Here is a 16,740-nt window from a genome sequence, read left to right as displayed (position 1 = left end):
GATGCATATAAATGACATCGAACCGATTATTTAGGTATAGGAGCTTAATTTAGAAAGGCTGGTGCTGATAGGCAGATTCGAACTGCCGACCTCACCCTTACCAAGGGTGTGCTCTACCAACTGAGCCATATCAGCAACTAAATTTGGAGCGGGCAGCGGGAATCGAACCCGCGTTATCAGCTTGGAAGGCTGGAGTAATACCATTATACGATGCCCGCGCAACCTACTAAGGCTACCTAACTACCTAGAAAATGGTGGAGGGAGAAGGATTCGAACCTTCGAAGGCGGAGCCGTCAGATTTACAGTCTGATCCCTTTGGCCACTCGGGAACCCCTCCAGTAAAATGGTGCCGGCACCAAGAGTCGAACTCGGGACCTACTGATTACAAGTCAGTTGCTCTACCAACTGAGCTATGCCGGCAAATCATTTCGGAACGGGATATTAGGTAAATGCGTGCCTAAGTGCAAGTAAAAATCGACGATTTGTTTAAAAAAAGCAATCAAATGATGCTTTTTTACCCTTGAACTGACATTGACGGACATTTATTCAGCAAATACGATCAGATGAAATAGAAACAAAGCTTCAGGAATTGATTTTATATTGTCGATACTTAAGTCATGGTGTACTGTGCGATTCCTAAGTCGAGGAAAGCCAATGACGTCAAAGAATCCAATTCAAAAAGCACTCTATCTTGCCTTTGAGCGCGCACAATGGTCTGTTTTGAGGGACGCTGTGCCAATGACGCTGAGTGAGCAAGACTTGGAGAATCTTCGAGGGATTAATGAAAAGGTTTCCCTCTCAGAAGTCACCGATATCTATCTGCCGCTCAGCAGGCTGCTTAACTTAATTGTCAAAGCCAAACAGCAACGAGGTTTAGTCCTCGATGAATTTCTTGGTCAGAAGCCGTCAAGTAGCCCTTATATTATTAGCCTTGCAGGTAGCGTCGCTGTTGGTAAAAGCACCACTGCACGTATTTTACAGGCGTTACTAAGCCAGTGGCCCGAGCATCCTAAAGTCGATTTAGTTACGACTGACGGTTTTCTATATCCGTTGGCCGACTTAAAGCGTAAAGGCTTATTACAGCGCAAAGGCTTTCCTGAAAGTTACGATATGAAGATGTTGGTTGAATTTATTTCGGGCGTAAAATCAGGACAACCTCATGTTAATGCGCCTATCTATTCCCACGTAACCTACGACCGCATTCGTGGCCAGCATCAAACCGTCTCGCAGCCCGATATATTGATCCTTGAAGGTCTCAATGTACTGCAAACTGGATTAGATTCGCCAGTCGATATACGCAGGCCCTTTGTATCTGACTTTGTCGACTTTTCGATTTATGTCGATGCAGAAGAACATTTATTGAAACAGTGGTATCAAGAGCGCTTTTTGCAATTTCGCAAAGGGGCATTTAGTGATGAAAAGTCCTATTTCCATCACTATGCAAGCCTAACCGATGATGAGGCTAATACCATAGCCGCAAAAATTTGGGATACAATCAACGGCCCCAATTTGCAACTCAACATTCAGCCGACAAGAGAACGAGCACATCTGATCCTACAAAAAGGACAAGATCATTTGATGTCCCACGTATTGCTACGTAAATAATCTTATATTGGCCTTAAACTGATTTCTCCGCCGATATAGGCTTGTATGCCATCGGCGTTTTCTAACAATACAGCGCCCTGTTCATCAATCCCACGACAAATACCGTCAAGGTGATTCTCGCCCATCAATAAACGAATTTCTTTACCATGGAACAGATCTGCCTCCTGCCACCGCGTTTTAAAGGCTACCAGCCCTTCACGCTCAAACAACTGTATATCCCTTTTCAACTGTTTGTGTAATGCAATCACCAGGTCCGTTTTATTTGGTATACACGTCAAACCAGATAAGTCGCTCCAAGGCTGATCAATCCCTTTACCTTGGCCTTCTGACATTGCCATATTTACGCCAATACCAATAATCAATTGGCACTCACTATCTGCCTGCCCAGACATTTCAATCAAAATGCCAGCAAGTTTCTTGAAATTAAGATAAATATCGTTCGGCCACTTAACACCAACATTTTCAACACCGAAGGATTTCAGTACCTCAACTAGACTACAAGCCACGACTAAGCTTAAACCCATAGCCTGCGCCATTCCCTGTGGAAATGACCAAAACTGCGAGAAGTACAAATGATGCCCATAGGGAGACACCCAAGTCCGTCCTCTACGTCCTCGCCCTGCAGACTGATACTCAGCGACACATAGATCACCACTCTTAAGCTCACTTGTATGGCCTAACATAAAGCCGTTCGTGCTAGGAATTTCATCAAAGTAAAAGCAGCGGTTATCGATCGCCTGAATTAAACGAGATGAATCAATAAGTGAGATAGGGTTAGCTAACTTATAACCACGGCCTTTCACGCTGAAAATGGCAACACCATAGTCTTCTAGCGTATCTACATGCTTACTGACTGCTGCGCGGGAAATTCCGAGTTGTGTAGCCAACTCTTCACCCGAGACAAAATGCTCATTCGACAACAATCCCAATATTTGGCGTTTTCTTACCCAGTTGTCAGACATGTAGACTCGTCTCCCCATTCAATCCCATTATGCGTGGTTCGGCTTCAAGCATAACCCCAAAAACATCATGCACGCGAGCGATTACATGCAATGCCAATCGGCAAATATCTTGCCCAGTTGCATTGCCCAAATTCACTAACACTAATGCCTGCTTAGCATGTACTCCAGCGTTCCCCAGCACAAATCCCTTAAGGCCTGCATGTTCAATCAACCACCCCGCAGCAAGTTTCACATCACCATTAGCTTGTGCATAACCGACAATGTTTGGAAAACGTTGAGCAAGTTCAACATAAGCTGCTGCACTAATAATAGGATTCTTAAAAAAACTCCCGGCATTACCCAAGATGTGCGGATCAGGTAATTTCTCGCTTCTGACCTCACACACCCGCTCGAAAATATCCCTTGGTGTGACGGTATCTGCAGCAAAAGATTGCAATGGACCATAAGCTAATCTAGGTTGCCAAGTTTTCGGTAAGCGTAATCCAACGGCGGTAATAACAGCTTTGTCACGCAATCTGCCTTTAAAAATCGACTCGCGATAACTGAACTCACACTCGTCCACGGATAGCCTCAGTAAAAGGCCTGAATCAAGATCGAGATATTCAACCCAGTGACAAATATCGCAAAGCTCAACACCGTAGGCGCCGATATTTTGAATAGGTGCAGCACCGACAGTACCCGGGATCAGGGCTAAATTTTCCAGCCCAGCCATATGGTTATTTAGCGTGAATTCCACTAATTCATGCCAATTCTCCCCCGCCTCAATTTCAAGATAAAAATAACTTACATCTTCAGTGACGGAAATCCCTTTAGACAATACTCGCACCACCGTACCATTAAAGTCATCGGTAAAGACGATATTGCTACCACCACCTAAAACTAACATTGGCTGTTTAGACTGATATAACGGTAGACAAATAGCTTGCAGCTCTGCCTTTGAACGCACCTCAATAAGTGATAAGCACGATTGTGTCACTCCGAAGGTATTAAACGACTTTAGCGAGTATGGGAAAGACATGGCGTTGTTCTGCTACGATAAAAGCGCCATTGTAAACGCTTCCCCCTTCAATTGCAGCAAACAGGAGACTCATACATAAAGGATCATAATCTATGTTATCAATACCCGAATTGTAATGGTGATAAACACCATAAAGATAAAAGCAAATTTGCCCAATAAAGAACTGATAAAGGCGAGTAAGAAGCTATTGACGTGAACCACTAACGCACAGCAGGTGTTATACCAATCTCCTTAATTATGTGATCTAATTAGCCAACACTTTCTCAGCTTCCAGCTCATGAGCCATCCAGACATTGCTGCATTAGTTAAATCCGAGAAAAGCGCACGTATACGTATGCGCTACCTTGCCTTGCTCCATTTCAGCGAAGGTCATTCTCGTACCGCTATCGCAAGCATGCTCAAGGTCAGTAGAACCAGTGTGAATCGATGGATATCCACCTATTTAGCTCAAGGTTTGAGTGGTCTAGACGATGCGCCCAATCTGGGCCGTCCTGCGACATTGTCAACCGCACAGCAAGCCAAACTTAAAACGTTTGTACAGCACCAAAGCCTATCTGAACAAGGTGGCAGGTTGGTGGCCAAGGACGTCGGCCATTTTATCCAGACTGAATTTGGCGTGACTTTCAAGCAAACTAATCTCTACCGTTTACTACATCAACTCGGCTTTTCATGGATTACCACTCGCTCTCGCCACCCGAAACAATCCGAAGCGGCATAAGAGGCTTTTGAAAAACTTCCGGATGGCAACGAGCCTTAACATGCCAGGACATGTCGCGCTCGCTCGCATCGATGTTTGGTTTCAAGATGAAGCCCGATTTGGCCAACAGAATACAACCACCCGTATTTGGGCCAAGAAAGGCACTCGTCCACGGGCAGTCAAGCAGCAACAATTTGAATCTGTGTATCTATATGGTGCAGTGTGTCCGGCAACAGGGGCGACACAAGCGATTATTGCTCCGCATGCCAATCGCGACTATATGTACGAGCATTTAAAGCTACTCTCAACCGCAACGGCATTCGGACGCCACGCACTGGTCATCATGGACTGAGCGGGCTGGCATCAACAGGATTTGGCCGATGACTTTGATAATCTCACGCTTCTCAAATTGCCCCCATATTCACCGGAGTTGAATCCGATGGAGCTAGTCTGGCAATGGCTGCGTCAAAATGTATTGGCCAATCGTTGTTTTAGTGGTTATGGCGACATTGTCGAGCAGTGTTCCATCGCATGGAATACCTTCATTGAGAAGAAAGTAAGAGTGATAGAGTTGTGTACTAGACAATGGGCTACTATGACCAGTTAATTAATATAATTGGTATAAAGTCAGGAGATTAAGAAGATAATTTTGCAGAGTCGTAAATGTAAAAATTGAAATAACAAAAACAAAAAAGCCAGCTTATTCAGCTGGCTTTATGCTCTCTTACGAGACTGTTTGTCTTCACGTTTAAAAGTGAAATCAAATTAGGCGCTTGGCGATGACCTACTCTCACATGGGGAGACCCCACACTACCATCGGCGCGATTGCGTTTCACTTCTGAGTTCGGGATGGGATCAGGTGGGACCACAATGCTATTGTCACCAAGCAAATTCGGTATAAACAAGACTCGAGAGCGCACTGCGTGCTGCTAGGTCCTAGAACCTACTCTTGTCTTATTTATTAATTTAGAAAGCTGTATTGAGTATCACTTCTTAAGTGTTTGTATTCGTCTAAGTACTGTACGACCTCCAGGGAAGGAGGAAGTACTGGAAAATGTCTGGAACATTTTCAGTAAAACCCATCTGGGTTGTATGGTTAAGCCTCTCGAGTCATTAGTATCAGTTAGCTCAACGCCTCACAACGCTTACACACCTGACCTATCAACGTCCTAGTCTCGAACGGCTCTTTAGTGGACTTAAAGTCCAAGGGATGACTCATCTTGGGGCTCGCTTCCCGCTTAGATGCTTTCAGCGGTTATCGATTCCGAACATAGCTACCGGGCAATGCCATTGGCATGACAACCCGAACACCAGCGGTTCGTTCACTCCGGTCCTCTCGTACTAGGAGCAACTCCCCTCAATCATCCAACGCCCACGGCAGATAGGGACCGAACTGTCTCACGACGTTCTGAACCCAGCTCGCGTACCACTTTAAATGGCGAACAGCCATACCCTTGGGACCGACTTCAGCCCCAGGATGTGATGAGCCGACATCGAGGTGCCAAACACCGCCGTCGATATGAACTCTTGGGCGGTATCAGCCTGTTATCCCCGGAGTACCTTTTATCCGTTGAGCGATGGCCCTTCCATTCAGAACCACCGGATCACTATGACCTACTTTCGTACCTGCTCGACGTGTCTGTCTCGCAGTTAAGCTGGCTTATGCCATTGCACTAACCGTACGATGTCCGACCGTACTTAGCCAACCTTCGTGCTCCTCCGTTACTCTTTGGGAGGAGACCGCCCCAGTCAAACTACCCACCAGGCACTGTCCTTACCCCAGATAATGGGGCCAAGTTAGAACATCAACACTACAAGGGTGGTATTTCAAGGACGACTCCATCAGAACTAGCGTTCCAACTTCAAAGTCTCCCACCTATCCTACACATGTAGGGTCAATGTTCAGTGCCAAGCTATAGTAAAGGTTCACGGGGTCTTTCCGTCTAGCCGCGGGTATACGGCATCTTCACCGCAATTTCAACTTCACTGAGTCTCGGCTGGAGACAGCGTGGCCATCATTACGCCATTCGTGCAGGTCGGAACTTACCCGACAAGGAATTTCGCTACCTTAGGACCGTTATAGTTACGGCCGCCGTTTACCGGGGCTTCGATCATGAGCTTCTCTTGCGATAACCCAATCAATTAACCTTCCGGCACCGGGCAGGCGTCACACCGTATACTTCCTCTTGCGAGTTTGCACAGTGCTGTGTTTTTGATAAACAGTTGCAGCCACCTGGTATCTGCGACTCCCGTCAGCTTAGAGAGCAAGTCTCATCACCAACAGGAGCGTACCTTCTCCCGAAGTTACGGTACCATTTTGCCTAGTTCCTTCAGCCGAGTTCTCTCAAGCGCCTTGGTATTCTCTACCCGACCACCTGTGTCGGTTTGGGGTACGATTCCTACTAACCTGAAGCTTAGAAGATTTTCCTGGAAGCATGGCATCAACTACTTCATCCCCTTGGGGACTCGTCATCAGCTCTCAGTGTATAGTGACCCGGATTTGCCTAAGTCACCCACCTACCACCTTAAACGCGGACTACCAACGCCGCGCTAGCCTAGCCTTCTCCGTCTCTCCATCGCAGTTAGCAAAAGTACAGAAATATTAATCTGTTTCCCATCGATTACGCCTTTCGGCCTCACCTTAGGGGTCGACTCACCCTGCCCCGATTAACGTTGGACAGGAACCCTTGGTCTTTCGGCGAGGGGGTTTTTCACCCCCTTTATCGTTACTCATGTCAGCATTCGCACTTCTGATACCTCCAGTGTGGGTTACCCCTTCACCTTCTACGGCTTACAGAACGCTCCTCTACCGCGCAACCCTAATGGATTGCACCCGTAGCTTCGGTGGTATGTTTAGCCCCGTTACATCTTCCGCGCAGGCCGACTCGACTAGTGAGCTATTACGCTTTCTTTAAATGATGGCTGCTTCTAAGCCAACATCCTAGCTGTCTAAGCCTTCCCACATCGTTTCCCACTTAACATACACTTTGGGACCTTAGCTGACGGTCTGGGTTGTTTCCCTTTTGACGACGGACGTTAGCACCCGCCGTCTGTCTCCCGAGTAGTACTCATTGGTATTCGGAGTTTGCAAAGGGTTGGTAAGTCGGGATGACCCCCTAGCCTTAACAGTGCTCTACCCCCAATGGTATTCGCTCGAGGCGCTACCTAAATAGCTTTCGAGGAGAACCAGATATCTCCCGGTTTGATTGGCCTTTCACCCCCAGCCACAAGTCATCCGCTAATTTTTCAACATTAGTCGGTTCGGTCCTCCAGTTGATGTTACTCAACCTTCAACCTGCCCATGGCTAGATCACCGGGTTTCGGGTCTACGCCTTGCAACTAAACGCGCAGTTAACACTCGGTTTCCCTACGGCTCCGCTATTCGCTTAACCTCGCTACAAAACGTAAGTCGCTGACCCATTATACAAAAGGTACGCAGTCACGGTCTCAAGTACCGCTCCCACTGCTTGTACGTATACGGTTTCAGGTTCTATTTCACTCCCCTCACAGGGGTTCTTTTCGCCTTTCCCTCACGGTACTGGTTCACTATCGGTCAGTCAGGAGTATTTAGCCTTGGAGGATGGTCCCCCCATATTCAAACAGGATATCACGTGTCCCGCCTTACTCGTTTTCATCAAAGGTTAGTTTTCGTGTACGGGGCTATCACCCTGTGCCGCTGGACTTTCCAGACCATTCCACTAACACCCCTCTGACTTAAGGGCTAATCCCCGTTCGCTCGCCGCTACTAGGGGAATCTCGGTTGATTTCTTTTCCTAAGGGTACTTAGATGTTTCAGTTCCCCTCGTTTGCCTCATGTCGCTATGTATTCACCACATGATGACCGCTTATGCGGCCGGGTTCCCCCATTCGGACATCGTTAGCTCAAATGCTTGTTACTAGCTCGCCAACGCTTTTCGCAAGTTACTACGTCCTTCATCGCCTCTGACTGCCAAGGCATCCACCGTATACGCTTAGTCGCTTAACCATACAACCCAAATGAGTTTCACATCACTTGCGCTGTTGCGACCAGCTGGTTTTACTTGTCTCATCTTCGACCAAGAAGATGGACTCGCCTTAGACTTGAATATTCAAGACACTTAAAAAGTGTGTTAAGAACTCAATTTTTTTCGTATTAACACAACGACAGACATCATTGTGTTAATTACTATCAGCTTTCCAAATTGTTAAAGAACGGGCTTAAAAAAGCCAAAGATAATGTTTAAGTTTATCTTTGGCATCTCTAACCATAATGCAGTAAATGGTGGAGCTATGCGGGATCGAACCGCAGACCTCCTGCGTGCAAGGCAGGCGCTCTCCCAGCTGAGCTATAGCCCCATTTACATGCAGTGCGAGTAAATAAGATGTTCCAAACCTCTTAAAGGATTGGTTTGCCAAATCGAGTTATCCGCGGCAAATTAACGCGACGTTTAGTTCACTAAACGAGTGTTAATTTAACAAAGGAGAACGAAGATTTGGTGGGTCAGAGTGGACTTGAACCACCGACCTCACCCTTATCAGGGGTGCGCTCTAACCAGCTGAGCTACAGACCCATCTTTTACTCTATCTTCTATCAAGCAAATCTGTGTGAACACTCAACAAACATCAAGTTAGTCGTATAGGTAAGGAGGTGATCCAGCCCCAGGTTCCCCTAGGGCTACCTTGTTACGACTTCACCCCAGTCATGAACCACAAAGTGGTGAGCGCCCCCCCGAAGGTTAAGCTACCCACTTCTTTTGCAGCCCACTCCCATGGTGTGACGGGCGGTGTGTACAAGGCCCGGGAACGTATTCACCGTGGCATTCTGATCCACGATTACTAGCGATTCCGACTTCATGGAGTCGAGTTGCAGACTCCAATCCGGACTACGACGAGCTTTGTGAGATTAGCTCCACCTCGCGGCTTTGCAACCCTCTGTACTCGCCATTGTAGCACGTGTGTAGCCCTACTCGTAAGGGCCATGATGACTTGACGTCGTCCCCACCTTCCTCCGGTTTATCACCGGCAGTCTCCCTAGAGTTCCCACCATTACGTGCTGGCAAATAAGGATAGGGGTTGCGCTCGTTGCGGGACTTAACCCAACATTTCACAACACGAGCTGACGACAGCCATGCAGCACCTGTCTCACGGTTCCCGAAGGCACAACCGCATCTCTGCAGTCTTCCGTGGATGTCAAGAGTAGGTAAGGTTCTTCGCGTTGCATCGAATTAAACCACATGCTCCACCGCTTGTGCGGGCCCCCGTCAATTCATTTGAGTTTTAACCTTGCGGCCGTACTCCCCAGGCGGTCTACTTAATGCGTTAGCTTGAGAGCCCAGTGTTCAAGACACCAAACTCCGAGTAGACATCGTTTACGGCGTGGACTACCAGGGTATCTAATCCTGTTTGCTCCCCACGCTTTCGTGCATGAGCGTCAGTCTTTGTCCAGGGGGCCGCCTTCGCCACCGGTATTCCTCCAGATCTCTACGCATTTCACCGCTACACCTGGAATTCTACCCCCCTCTACAAGACTCTAGTTGGTCAGTTCGAAATGCGATTCCTAGGTTGAGCCCAGGGCTTTCACATCTCGCTTAACAAACCGCCTGCGCACGCTTTACGCCCAGTAATTCCGATTAACGCTCGGACCCTCCGTATTACCGCGGCTGCTGGCACGGAGTTAGCCGGTCCTTCTTCTGTAGGTAACGTCACAGATAAGCCGTATTAGGACTTACCCTTTCCTCCCTACTGAAAGTGCTTTACAACCCGAAGGCCTTCTTCACACACGCGGCATGGCTGCATCAGGGTTTCCCCCATTGTGCAATATTCCCCACTGCTGCCTCCCGTAGGAGTCTGGGCCGTGTCTCAGTCCCAGTGTGGCTGATCATCCTCTCAGAACAGCTAGGGATCGTCGCCTTGGTGAGCCATTACCTCACCAACTAGCTAATCCCACCTAGGTTCATCCAATCGCGAGAGGCCCGAAAGTCCCCCTCTTTCCCCCGTAGGGCGTATGCGGTATTAGCAGTCGTTTCCAACTGTTATCCCCCTCGACTGGGCAGATCCCTAGGCATTACTCACCCGTCCGCCGCTCGCCACCTCATGAGTAAACTCACTTGTGCTGCCGCTCGACTTGCATGTGTTAGGCCTGCCGCCAGCGTTCAATCTGAGCCATGATCAAACTCTTCAATTAAAGTTTTGTTGTTTCCGAAGAAACGGCTCAATGAATTCTGTCATTTGTTTCCGCCATCTTTTCATAAAGAGAAGAAAGCGAAACCAAAATTATGTACATATTGCTATGAACACTCATCACCGAAGTGATTTGGAATCATTGATTTAATTCTTTGATTACTCGCCAAACGGCAGAGTAATTTCGATTAACTCAACACCTGTGAGTGTCCACACAGATTTGCTTGATAAATTGTTAAAGAGCGTTGACCATCAGCTTTATCACAAGTGATTTCAGCGTGTCAGGGCTGCGTATTTTACGCATTCCCGTTTTTGCGTCAAGTAGTTTTTTAAACTTTCTTTTCGCTCATCAAGGACTGAATCACTTGATGAACTGGCACTTGTAACTGCGTATCGCTGTCTGCCGTGTCAGTGGATGCGCATTATAGGCAGCACAACTTTTTGTGCAAGCGCTTTTTTAAGTCCGAAAGACCGTACGCCGACATTTTAAGCATTATGTTTACTTTTTATCTATTTTGGCTTGGTTATTCGATTCTAATGTGAATTTTTATCTGATAAATGATAAATCGCGCTCAATTTTTCGGCAGCGGTCTAGTGTAAAAGTAAATAATTCATTACCATAAGACTTGCTGTTAACAGTTATTTATCATTTTCTATTTCATTCAGAGAGCATTTATATGCAAAAGTCATTTCTTATTGTTTTAGTTATTGCCATTCTTGGCGCAATTGCGCTATCTCAATTTGCAACAACATTACCTGCTTACATCGCCTTTGTTGCTGGCGTAATTATTACCACGCTTATTTTTAAATTAGTGCCTGATTCAGGCAAAGCTCAAGCAGATGATGAGCAATATGTCGGCCCAACAATGACACTTTATGTGGGTAATTTGCCCTATCGTGTTCATGAGGGAGAAGTAAAAGTCTTATTTGGTGAATTCGGCCCAGTCAATTCAGTCCGTTTAGTGCGTGATCGTAAAACAGGCCGTCGTAAAGGATTTGGTTTTGTTGAAATGTCTGAAGCTGGTGCTCAAAAAGCAATGGTTAAACTGAATGACTTTAACTTCCAAGAAAGAACGTTAAAGGTAAGGGAAGCTAAAACACAGGATTCAGAGGCAGCGGATCGAACAGGCACCGATGAATAATCTGCGTTAATCGCTGTTCGAGTTGATTGTGGTAATTCGCTCTAAAGTTGAAAAGCCACAATCAGCTAACGTTGTTGCTAGTCCTTCAGTAATTTCCGCTTTCGTATAAAACGCCCGCATTAAAGAGCCGTTCCTCTCGTACTCGCTATTATGACTGATGTTTTTACCATGGGCTAACAGTGTATCCACTCGTTTTGCGATTGCGGCTCCCGAATCAAGCAAAGTCACACCTAGGCCTAATACCTGTTGTAATTCATCGCGTAGCATTGGGAAATGAGTGCATCCAAGCACAAGTACATCTAAGTTGGCATCCACTACGGGGGATAGAATCTGAGTTAATCTCGCTATACCCAATTGACCTGTGGCAATCTTATGCTCAGCCATCATCACCAGTTCTGAGCATCCGAAGAGTTCTACATGACAATCATCGGCAAATTGACTGATTAACTCGTGAGTATAATGACGCTTCACCGTGCCAGGGGTCGCCAGCAAACCTATCCGCTTACTTTTAGATAACAGAGCAGCAGGTTTAATCGCAGGGACTACGCCGACAACAGGAATATGCAATTTTGCACGTAGCGCTGGTAGCACGACGGTACTGGCGGTATTGCAGGCTACGACGACAATGCAGGCATGAGTACGTTCAACTAATTGGCTAATAAGCGCAACACAACCAGAGACCAGTTCCTGCTCTTCTAATTCACCATAGGGCAATCTGGCATTATCAAAAACATAGCAGTAGTCATGATGGGGAAGCCGTTTGCGAATTTCAGCCAGCACTGATAGACCGCCGATACCTGAATCGAATACTAATATTGGTTGCGACAAGCCCGTCTCCAGTGAATTACTTTGCCCTATGCGCGGGCGGATTTTCCCACAGGTTTGATCAAACCGCAAAACCAAGATGCTGGACATTCGTGTCACCTAGTATAATATTTGCCCCCCCCTTTACAGTGACGGTGAATCGATAATGAATTTAGCAGCAATGGATCCCACAACCTATGATGCGCAGTTAGAGGCAAAGCGTATCAAGCTTGAGCAAGCCTTTGCCCAATTTGAGACACCGAGTATTGAAGTGTTTGCCTCTGACCCAGAGCATTATCGAATGCGTGCCGAGTTTCGCGTATGGCATGAAGGTGACGATTTATACTATTACATGTTCGATAAGGCATTAAATGATAAGGTTCGCTGTGACCAATATCTGCCTGCAAGCACCTTAATCAATGAGATGATGGCGGCCTTAATTGCCGAGCTAAAACCTAACCCCAGTCTGCGTCACAAACTCTTCCAAGTAGATTTTTTATCTACATTGAGTGGCGAGATTTTAGTGTCACTGCTGTATCACAGACAGCTTGATGACCAATGGCGCGCAGAAGCAATAGCACTTAAAGCCAAACTGAGTAGCCAATTTAAGGTCAATATCATCGGCCGTGCCCGTAAGCAAAAAATCGATTTAGATAAAGACTTTGTGGTTGAGTCACTGCAAGTCAACGACAAAGTGTTTCACTATAAACAAATTGAGAACAGCTTCACCCAACCCAATGCCAAAGTAGCGATCAAGATGTTGGAGTGGGCGATTGATGTGACTCAAAATAGCCAAGGGGATTTGCTCGAGCTGTATTGTGGTAATGGCAACTTCTCTATCGCACTGGCGCAAAACTTTAATCGCGTGTTAGCCACAGAACTGGCCAAGCCTTCAGTGGATGCAGCACAGTACAATATCGAAATCAACGGCATTGATAATCTGCAAATTATTCGCATGTCAGCGGAAGAATTTAGTGATGCGATGGCCAAAAAGCGCAGCTTCAGGCGTTTAGAAGGCATCGATCTGGATAGCTATCTCTGCAACACTATTTTTGTTGACCCCCCAAGAGCTGGTATCGACCCTGCCACATTGGACTTAGTGCAAGGTTATGAGCGGATTTTGTATATCTCGTGCAATCCCGACACCTTAAAAGACAATTTGCAGCAATTGTATAAGACTCACAAGGTGACTCGTTTTGCGCTATTCGATCAGTTCCCTTACACCGACCATATGGAAACAGGTGTACTGCTAGAGCGCATTAAGTAAGGATTTATTTCATTGCAAACACCCGAGAAAATCTCTCTGGGTACGGGAAGGATTTCGACGTCCAAAAAGCCGACTTATCTTGATGCTGGGACTGTACTGGTCAACCCAAATTGGACCGCGTGCATCGTATTGGTAACCATAGGCATAGGCACCCGTAAGATTGTTTAAGCGATTAAGCGCATTGTAATGGTAGTGAATGGTGGAATTATTCAGGCTACGGCTAAGCACGTTACCCAGTTCATCATAGTCGTAACGGCCAGTACCCCACTTACCATCGGCAGACTGTAGTCGGCCTACTCCATCGTAACTCAGGTTATTGAGGTTATTGCTGGAGTCAACGCCATCAATCAACCGGACAAGGTTGCCGTTATAGTCATAGCCGGGGTCTAAGCTATTTTTCACAGTGCCCCATTGGGTGCCTGTTAAGGCATCAGTTGGCCAAACAACATCGAAACGCTGATCAAAAAAGACGGAATATACACGTGTAGATTACGCCCCAACGCTGTCAGGATTCCGAAACAGATTGGCCACTACACTATTTAGCGTCACTTACCCATTTATATCTTTGGCTGAGGATTAAGAAAATATAAATGTGACCATCCTTTTATTCCTCTCAAGAAAAGTGGTATTCCAATTCGTAACACGCAAAAATTGGATACCACTGTTAACTATTTAAAGGGAGAATTTAGACGGCGTTGACAAGAATATTATCAGTAACCTTCCAAACGCCTGGACTATCCCATACTGCACGGCTTATAAGTTCTCGCTCAGCTAAGCTGTTTGCCTTACCGCTGAGTGTTACTTCATGATTATGAATATCAACATGTATTGCGTCAGCTTCTGCACTTGCACGTCGCTTCAGAGTTGCTTCAATATCTGTTTTTATCACAGCTGCTGTTACCACGGGTTTAAGCACGATTTGATTACTTACACCAGTTACACCTGACATATAGCGAATTGAAGACGCCGCAGTGCGTCGTTGGTAATCCGCTGTAACGTGTCCTGATAATGTTACCCAACCGCTTTCTACCATCACCCTCACAGAGTCTTTTGGAATAAAGACATTCCACTCCAGAATGTTCTGCACTGATCTGGCGATATCAGCATCTGTGCGTTTTATCGCACCATTCATTTTTACGTCAATTTCGACGGCCAGGGCTTTGACGCAACAAACTCGCTGCGCGGCTTGCTCCGCATGCCATTTCTCAGCATACGTGTCTACATGTCCGGCCAAGGTAACAATACCATCTTTGACTTCAACACCGATATTTGAAGCCTGGACTGAAGGTTCCCATTTAAGTTCTTCCAGTACATCTTTTTGAATTTGCGCATCTGTTTTTAACATGATTAATTCCTTAAAGGATTATGAGTGGCTCTATACATGTTAAAAATGCATAGAGGAAGTATTTCCTGTCCGAACTCCCAACAGAACTGCACAATCTGTGCGGTTTACATCCCGTACTGTCAGATTAATAATCTATTACTTACCTGGTTCGATGACTCGGCCAAGTTTCTCAATTTCTGTTCCAGCCCATTCCACACCTTTACCTACCTCATCAACCACGTAGCCAGTTCCTTCAACCATCTTACCGGCAAGGACTCGTGTATCTTTTGCGGTAACTGCAGCGCTATATTCCAGTTCATGGCCAGACCATTTTGCGGCTTGCTCAACCTCAGTAACGGCGCTATGCAGATAGTGTCCTGCAGTTTTATAATTGCGAGCTTGCATGGCGATACGCACTTTTGCCTGATGATCTGCTGCAAGCGCATAGACTGCTCGAGCAAATACCTGATCAATGCTCAGCAGCGTGGTGGCTTTATTGCTATGAAGCTCACTGCTAAGAGTGTCGAGCTCCTGTGCTGACTTAGTCAGAGCAGACTTCGATTTTTTATCTGCTTTACGTACCGCAATATGCAGATATCCGGCAGCTAAACACACTTCGTCAGAGGCATGCTCAAAATCTCCTTTCACAAAACTGTCTCGAGCTGAAATCAGATGCTGTGTTGGCTCGTCAACAAAACGCAACCAAACCACTTCATCGATAATCATCCACCCTGATGGCGGTTCCGGAGCGCTATCCTTTGCTTCTGCAATTTTGGCGGCTGGCTGTGGAGTCGATTGCGCGGATACTGCAAATGAGAGTGGTAGTAAGCTGATTCCAATCGCTGACGCTATTAATTTCATAGTAAAAGTCATTTTTCTGTCCTCTGGTTAAGATTAGTCTCACCTACATGACGGCTGGCTATAATAGGGCGATTGGATTCGACTCAATATCTGTTCCACCAGCTTGGCTGAGTAAGTCTCGTGCGTACGACTGTTCCCCAATGCTGCTATGCACTATGACCAGAAACTTGTCGGCTTTTATTGCTGTTTCGTATCGAATAATGGAGTCTTTGGGAATGCCAATAGCAGTTAATGCACCAAAAAGAGCGCTGACACCACCTCCCACCACAGCACCTTGAATTCCTGCCGCGAGCGTTGTAACAAGAGGACCAAGTACAACAATGTGTCCAAATACCGGAATAAATATCAGGGCAGAACCAAGCAGCATTCCAACTAATGCCCCCCAGGTTGCACCTACTTTTCCGAAAAACTTAATACGCTCTCCTGTATTAAAATAAGCCAATGGCTGCTCTTCAGTGTGATAGTCACGACCAACAATAGACAGCTCCTGCATATCAAAACCGCCTTTTTGCAGTGCCCGGATACCGCTCTCAGCCTGGTCGTGTGAGGAAAATAGTGCTGCGACGTAGTTTTTCATGGTTATGCTTGCTCCTGCAAACATGTGGTTGTGTACACCTCTTGTACACTTTGTGTTTCAGTGAGTCTGTGCGGTAATGAACACAAAAATGTTGAATAATTTCTGGAGCGGCTTCAAAAAAATATGGCGTCGTTGGGGATGATTTATCAGAATATCTGCGCATGATTCAGTGCCAACCTAAACACCGAACCATGTCTGATATTGATTAGTTCGCGAGTATGTTTTGTTGCAGAAACTCAGGTGTAAACTTAAATACGACAGAGCTGTCTGGGTGCACCAGATGATGTTTTTCACTGCGATAATCCAGTCGTGAAAGGATATCCC

10 protein-coding genes, 6 tRNA genes, 3 rRNA genes and 1 pseudogene are annotated in these 16,740 nt (G+C 46.4%); 4 read left to right on the top strand and 16 right to left on the bottom strand.

From position 1 onward, the window contains the following. Positions 1-59: 59 nt before the first annotated feature. From SO_RS01025 to SO_RS01010, 4 genes are all read right to left on the bottom strand, one after another. Positions 60-135 (bottom strand) — tRNA-Thr (locus tag SO_RS01025). 9 nt (positions 136-144) lie between these two features. Beyond that, positions 145-218, bottom strand: a tRNA-Gly gene (locus tag SO_RS01020). 34 nt (positions 219-252) lie between these two features. After that, a tRNA-Tyr gene (locus SO_RS01015) sits at positions 253-337 on the bottom strand. A gap of 7 nt (positions 338-344) precedes the next feature. Beyond that, positions 345-420, bottom strand: a tRNA-Thr gene (locus tag SO_RS01010). Positions 421-654: 234 nt separating this feature from the next. Here SO_RS01010 and coaA point away from each other — a divergent pair. Beyond that, entirely contained in the window at positions 655-1,605 is a 951-nt protein-coding gene (gene coaA / locus SO_RS01005) for a type I pantothenate kinase (protein WP_011070603.1), read from the top strand. A 2-nt stretch (positions 1,606-1,607) separates the two neighbouring features. Here the strand turns inward: coaA and birA are convergent, their stop codons facing one another. Beyond that, positions 1,608-2,567 (bottom strand): bifunctional biotin--[acetyl-CoA-carboxylase] ligase/biotin operon repressor BirA, encoded by a 960-nt coding sequence (birA, locus tag SO_RS01000; protein ID WP_011070602.1) that lies wholly within the window; start codon positions 2,565-2,567, stop codon positions 1,608-1,610. Next, positions 2,560-3,585, bottom strand: coding sequence for a UDP-N-acetylmuramate dehydrogenase (murB, locus tag SO_RS00995; protein WP_011070601.1), 1,026 nt, complete (start codon positions 3,583-3,585; stop codon positions 2,560-2,562). The genes birA and murB overlap by 8 nt, the downstream gene beginning before the upstream one ends. Before the next feature lie 277 nt (positions 3,586-3,862). Here murB and SO_RS00990 point away from each other — a divergent pair. Beyond that, positions 3,863-4,889 (top strand): annotated as a pseudogene (locus SO_RS00990) (IS630 family transposase). A gap of 164 nt (positions 4,890-5,053) precedes the next feature. Here SO_RS00990 and rrf read toward each other — a convergent pair. The 5 genes from rrf to SO_RS00965 all read right to left on the bottom strand — a co-directional run bounded on the left by rrf (position 5,054) and on the right by SO_RS00965 (position 10,445). Next, positions 5,054-5,169 (bottom strand): 5S ribosomal RNA (gene rrf, locus SO_RS00985). A gap of 205 nt (positions 5,170-5,374) precedes the next feature. Then, a 23S ribosomal RNA gene (locus SO_RS00980) occupies positions 5,375-8,267 on the bottom strand. 274 nt (positions 8,268-8,541) lie between these two features. Further along, positions 8,542-8,617 (bottom strand) — tRNA-Ala (locus tag SO_RS00975). A gap of 138 nt (positions 8,618-8,755) precedes the next feature. Then, a tRNA-Ile gene (locus SO_RS00970) sits at positions 8,756-8,832 on the bottom strand. Positions 8,833-8,902: 70 nt separating this feature from the next. Beyond that, positions 8,903-10,445, bottom strand: a 16S ribosomal RNA gene (locus tag SO_RS00965). Together the 16S, 23S and 5S rRNA genes with 2 tRNA genes alongside form the textbook arrangement of a ribosomal RNA operon. A gap of 673 nt (positions 10,446-11,118) precedes the next feature. Between SO_RS00965 and SO_RS00960 the strand changes: the two genes are divergently transcribed. Continuing rightward, complete coding sequence (locus tag SO_RS00960; protein ID WP_011070600.1) at positions 11,119-11,583, top strand: RNA recognition motif domain-containing protein; 465 nt, start codon at positions 11,119-11,121, stop codon at positions 11,581-11,583. Between the two features lie 6 nt (positions 11,584-11,589). Here SO_RS00960 and murI read toward each other — a convergent pair whose 3' ends face one another. Next, positions 11,590-12,411 carry a glutamate racemase gene (gene murI / locus SO_RS00955; protein WP_011070599.1) on the bottom strand — a complete coding sequence of 274 codons (822 nt, stop codon included), beginning with the start codon at positions 12,409-12,411 and terminating at the stop codon, positions 11,590-11,592. A 142-nt stretch (positions 12,412-12,553) separates the two neighbouring features. Between murI and trmA the strand changes: the two genes are divergently transcribed. Beyond that, entirely contained in the window at positions 12,554-13,654 is a 1,101-nt protein-coding gene (trmA, locus tag SO_RS00950; protein WP_011070598.1) for a tRNA (uridine(54)-C5)-methyltransferase TrmA, read from the top strand. A 9-nt stretch (positions 13,655-13,663) separates the two neighbouring features. Here the strand turns inward: trmA and SO_RS00945 are convergent, their stop codons facing one another. The 4 genes from SO_RS00945 to SO_RS00930 form a co-directional block, all read right to left on the bottom strand. Next, positions 13,664-14,056: a hypothetical protein gene (locus tag SO_RS00945; RefSeq protein ID WP_238560540.1), complete on the bottom strand. Its 393-nt coding sequence runs from the start codon at positions 14,054-14,056 to the stop codon at positions 13,664-13,666. A gap of 283 nt (positions 14,057-14,339) precedes the next feature. Further along, complete coding sequence (locus SO_RS00940) at positions 14,340-14,999, bottom strand: BON domain-containing protein (RefSeq protein WP_011070597.1); 660 nt, start codon at positions 14,997-14,999, stop codon at positions 14,340-14,342. 135 nt (positions 15,000-15,134) lie between these two features. Then, positions 15,135-15,839 (bottom strand): hypothetical protein, encoded by a 705-nt coding sequence (locus SO_RS00935; protein WP_164925587.1) that lies wholly within the window; start codon positions 15,837-15,839, stop codon positions 15,135-15,137. A gap of 58 nt (positions 15,840-15,897) precedes the next feature. Then, positions 15,898-16,416, bottom strand: coding sequence for a DUF1269 domain-containing protein (locus SO_RS00930; RefSeq protein ID WP_202950645.1), 519 nt, complete (start codon positions 16,414-16,416; stop codon positions 15,898-15,900). Between the last annotated feature and the right edge of the window lie 324 nt (positions 16,417-16,740).

It is taken from the genome of Shewanella oneidensis MR-1 (genome assembly GCF_000146165.2).
In the GTDB taxonomy this organism is placed as follows: Bacteria; Pseudomonadota; Gammaproteobacteria; order Enterobacterales; family Shewanellaceae; genus Shewanella; species Shewanella oneidensis.
Note: the sequence above shows the minus strand (reverse complement) of the source record. Positions and strands in the feature narration are given on the sequence as shown.

Excerpts from the sequence above, each read along its gene's own strand:
- SO_RS00930 (WP_202950645.1), bottom strand. The coding sequence starts at position 16,416 with ATGAAAAACTACGTCGCAGCACTATTTTCCTCACACGACCAGGCTGAG.
- coaA (WP_011070603.1), top strand. The coding sequence starts at position 655 with ATGACGTCAAAGAATCCAATTCAAAAAGCACTCTATCTTGCCTTTGAG.
- birA (WP_011070602.1), bottom strand. The coding sequence starts at position 2,567 with ATGTCTGACAACTGGGTAAGAAAACGCCAAATATTGGGATTGTTGTCG.
- SO_RS00940 (WP_011070597.1), bottom strand. The coding sequence starts at position 14,999 with ATGTTAAAAACAGATGCGCAAATTCAAAAAGATGTACTGGAAGAACTT.
- murB (WP_011070601.1), bottom strand. The coding sequence starts at position 3,585 with ATGTCTTTCCCATACTCGCTAAAGTCGTTTAATACCTTCGGAGTGACA.
- SO_RS00960 (WP_011070600.1), top strand. The coding sequence starts at position 11,119 with ATGCAAAAGTCATTTCTTATTGTTTTAGTTATTGCCATTCTTGGCGCA.
- SO_RS00935 (WP_164925587.1), bottom strand. The coding sequence starts at position 15,839 with ATGAAATTAATAGCGTCAGCGATTGGAATCAGCTTACTACCACTCTCA.
- trmA (WP_011070598.1), top strand. The coding sequence starts at position 12,554 with ATGAATTTAGCAGCAATGGATCCCACAACCTATGATGCGCAGTTAGAG.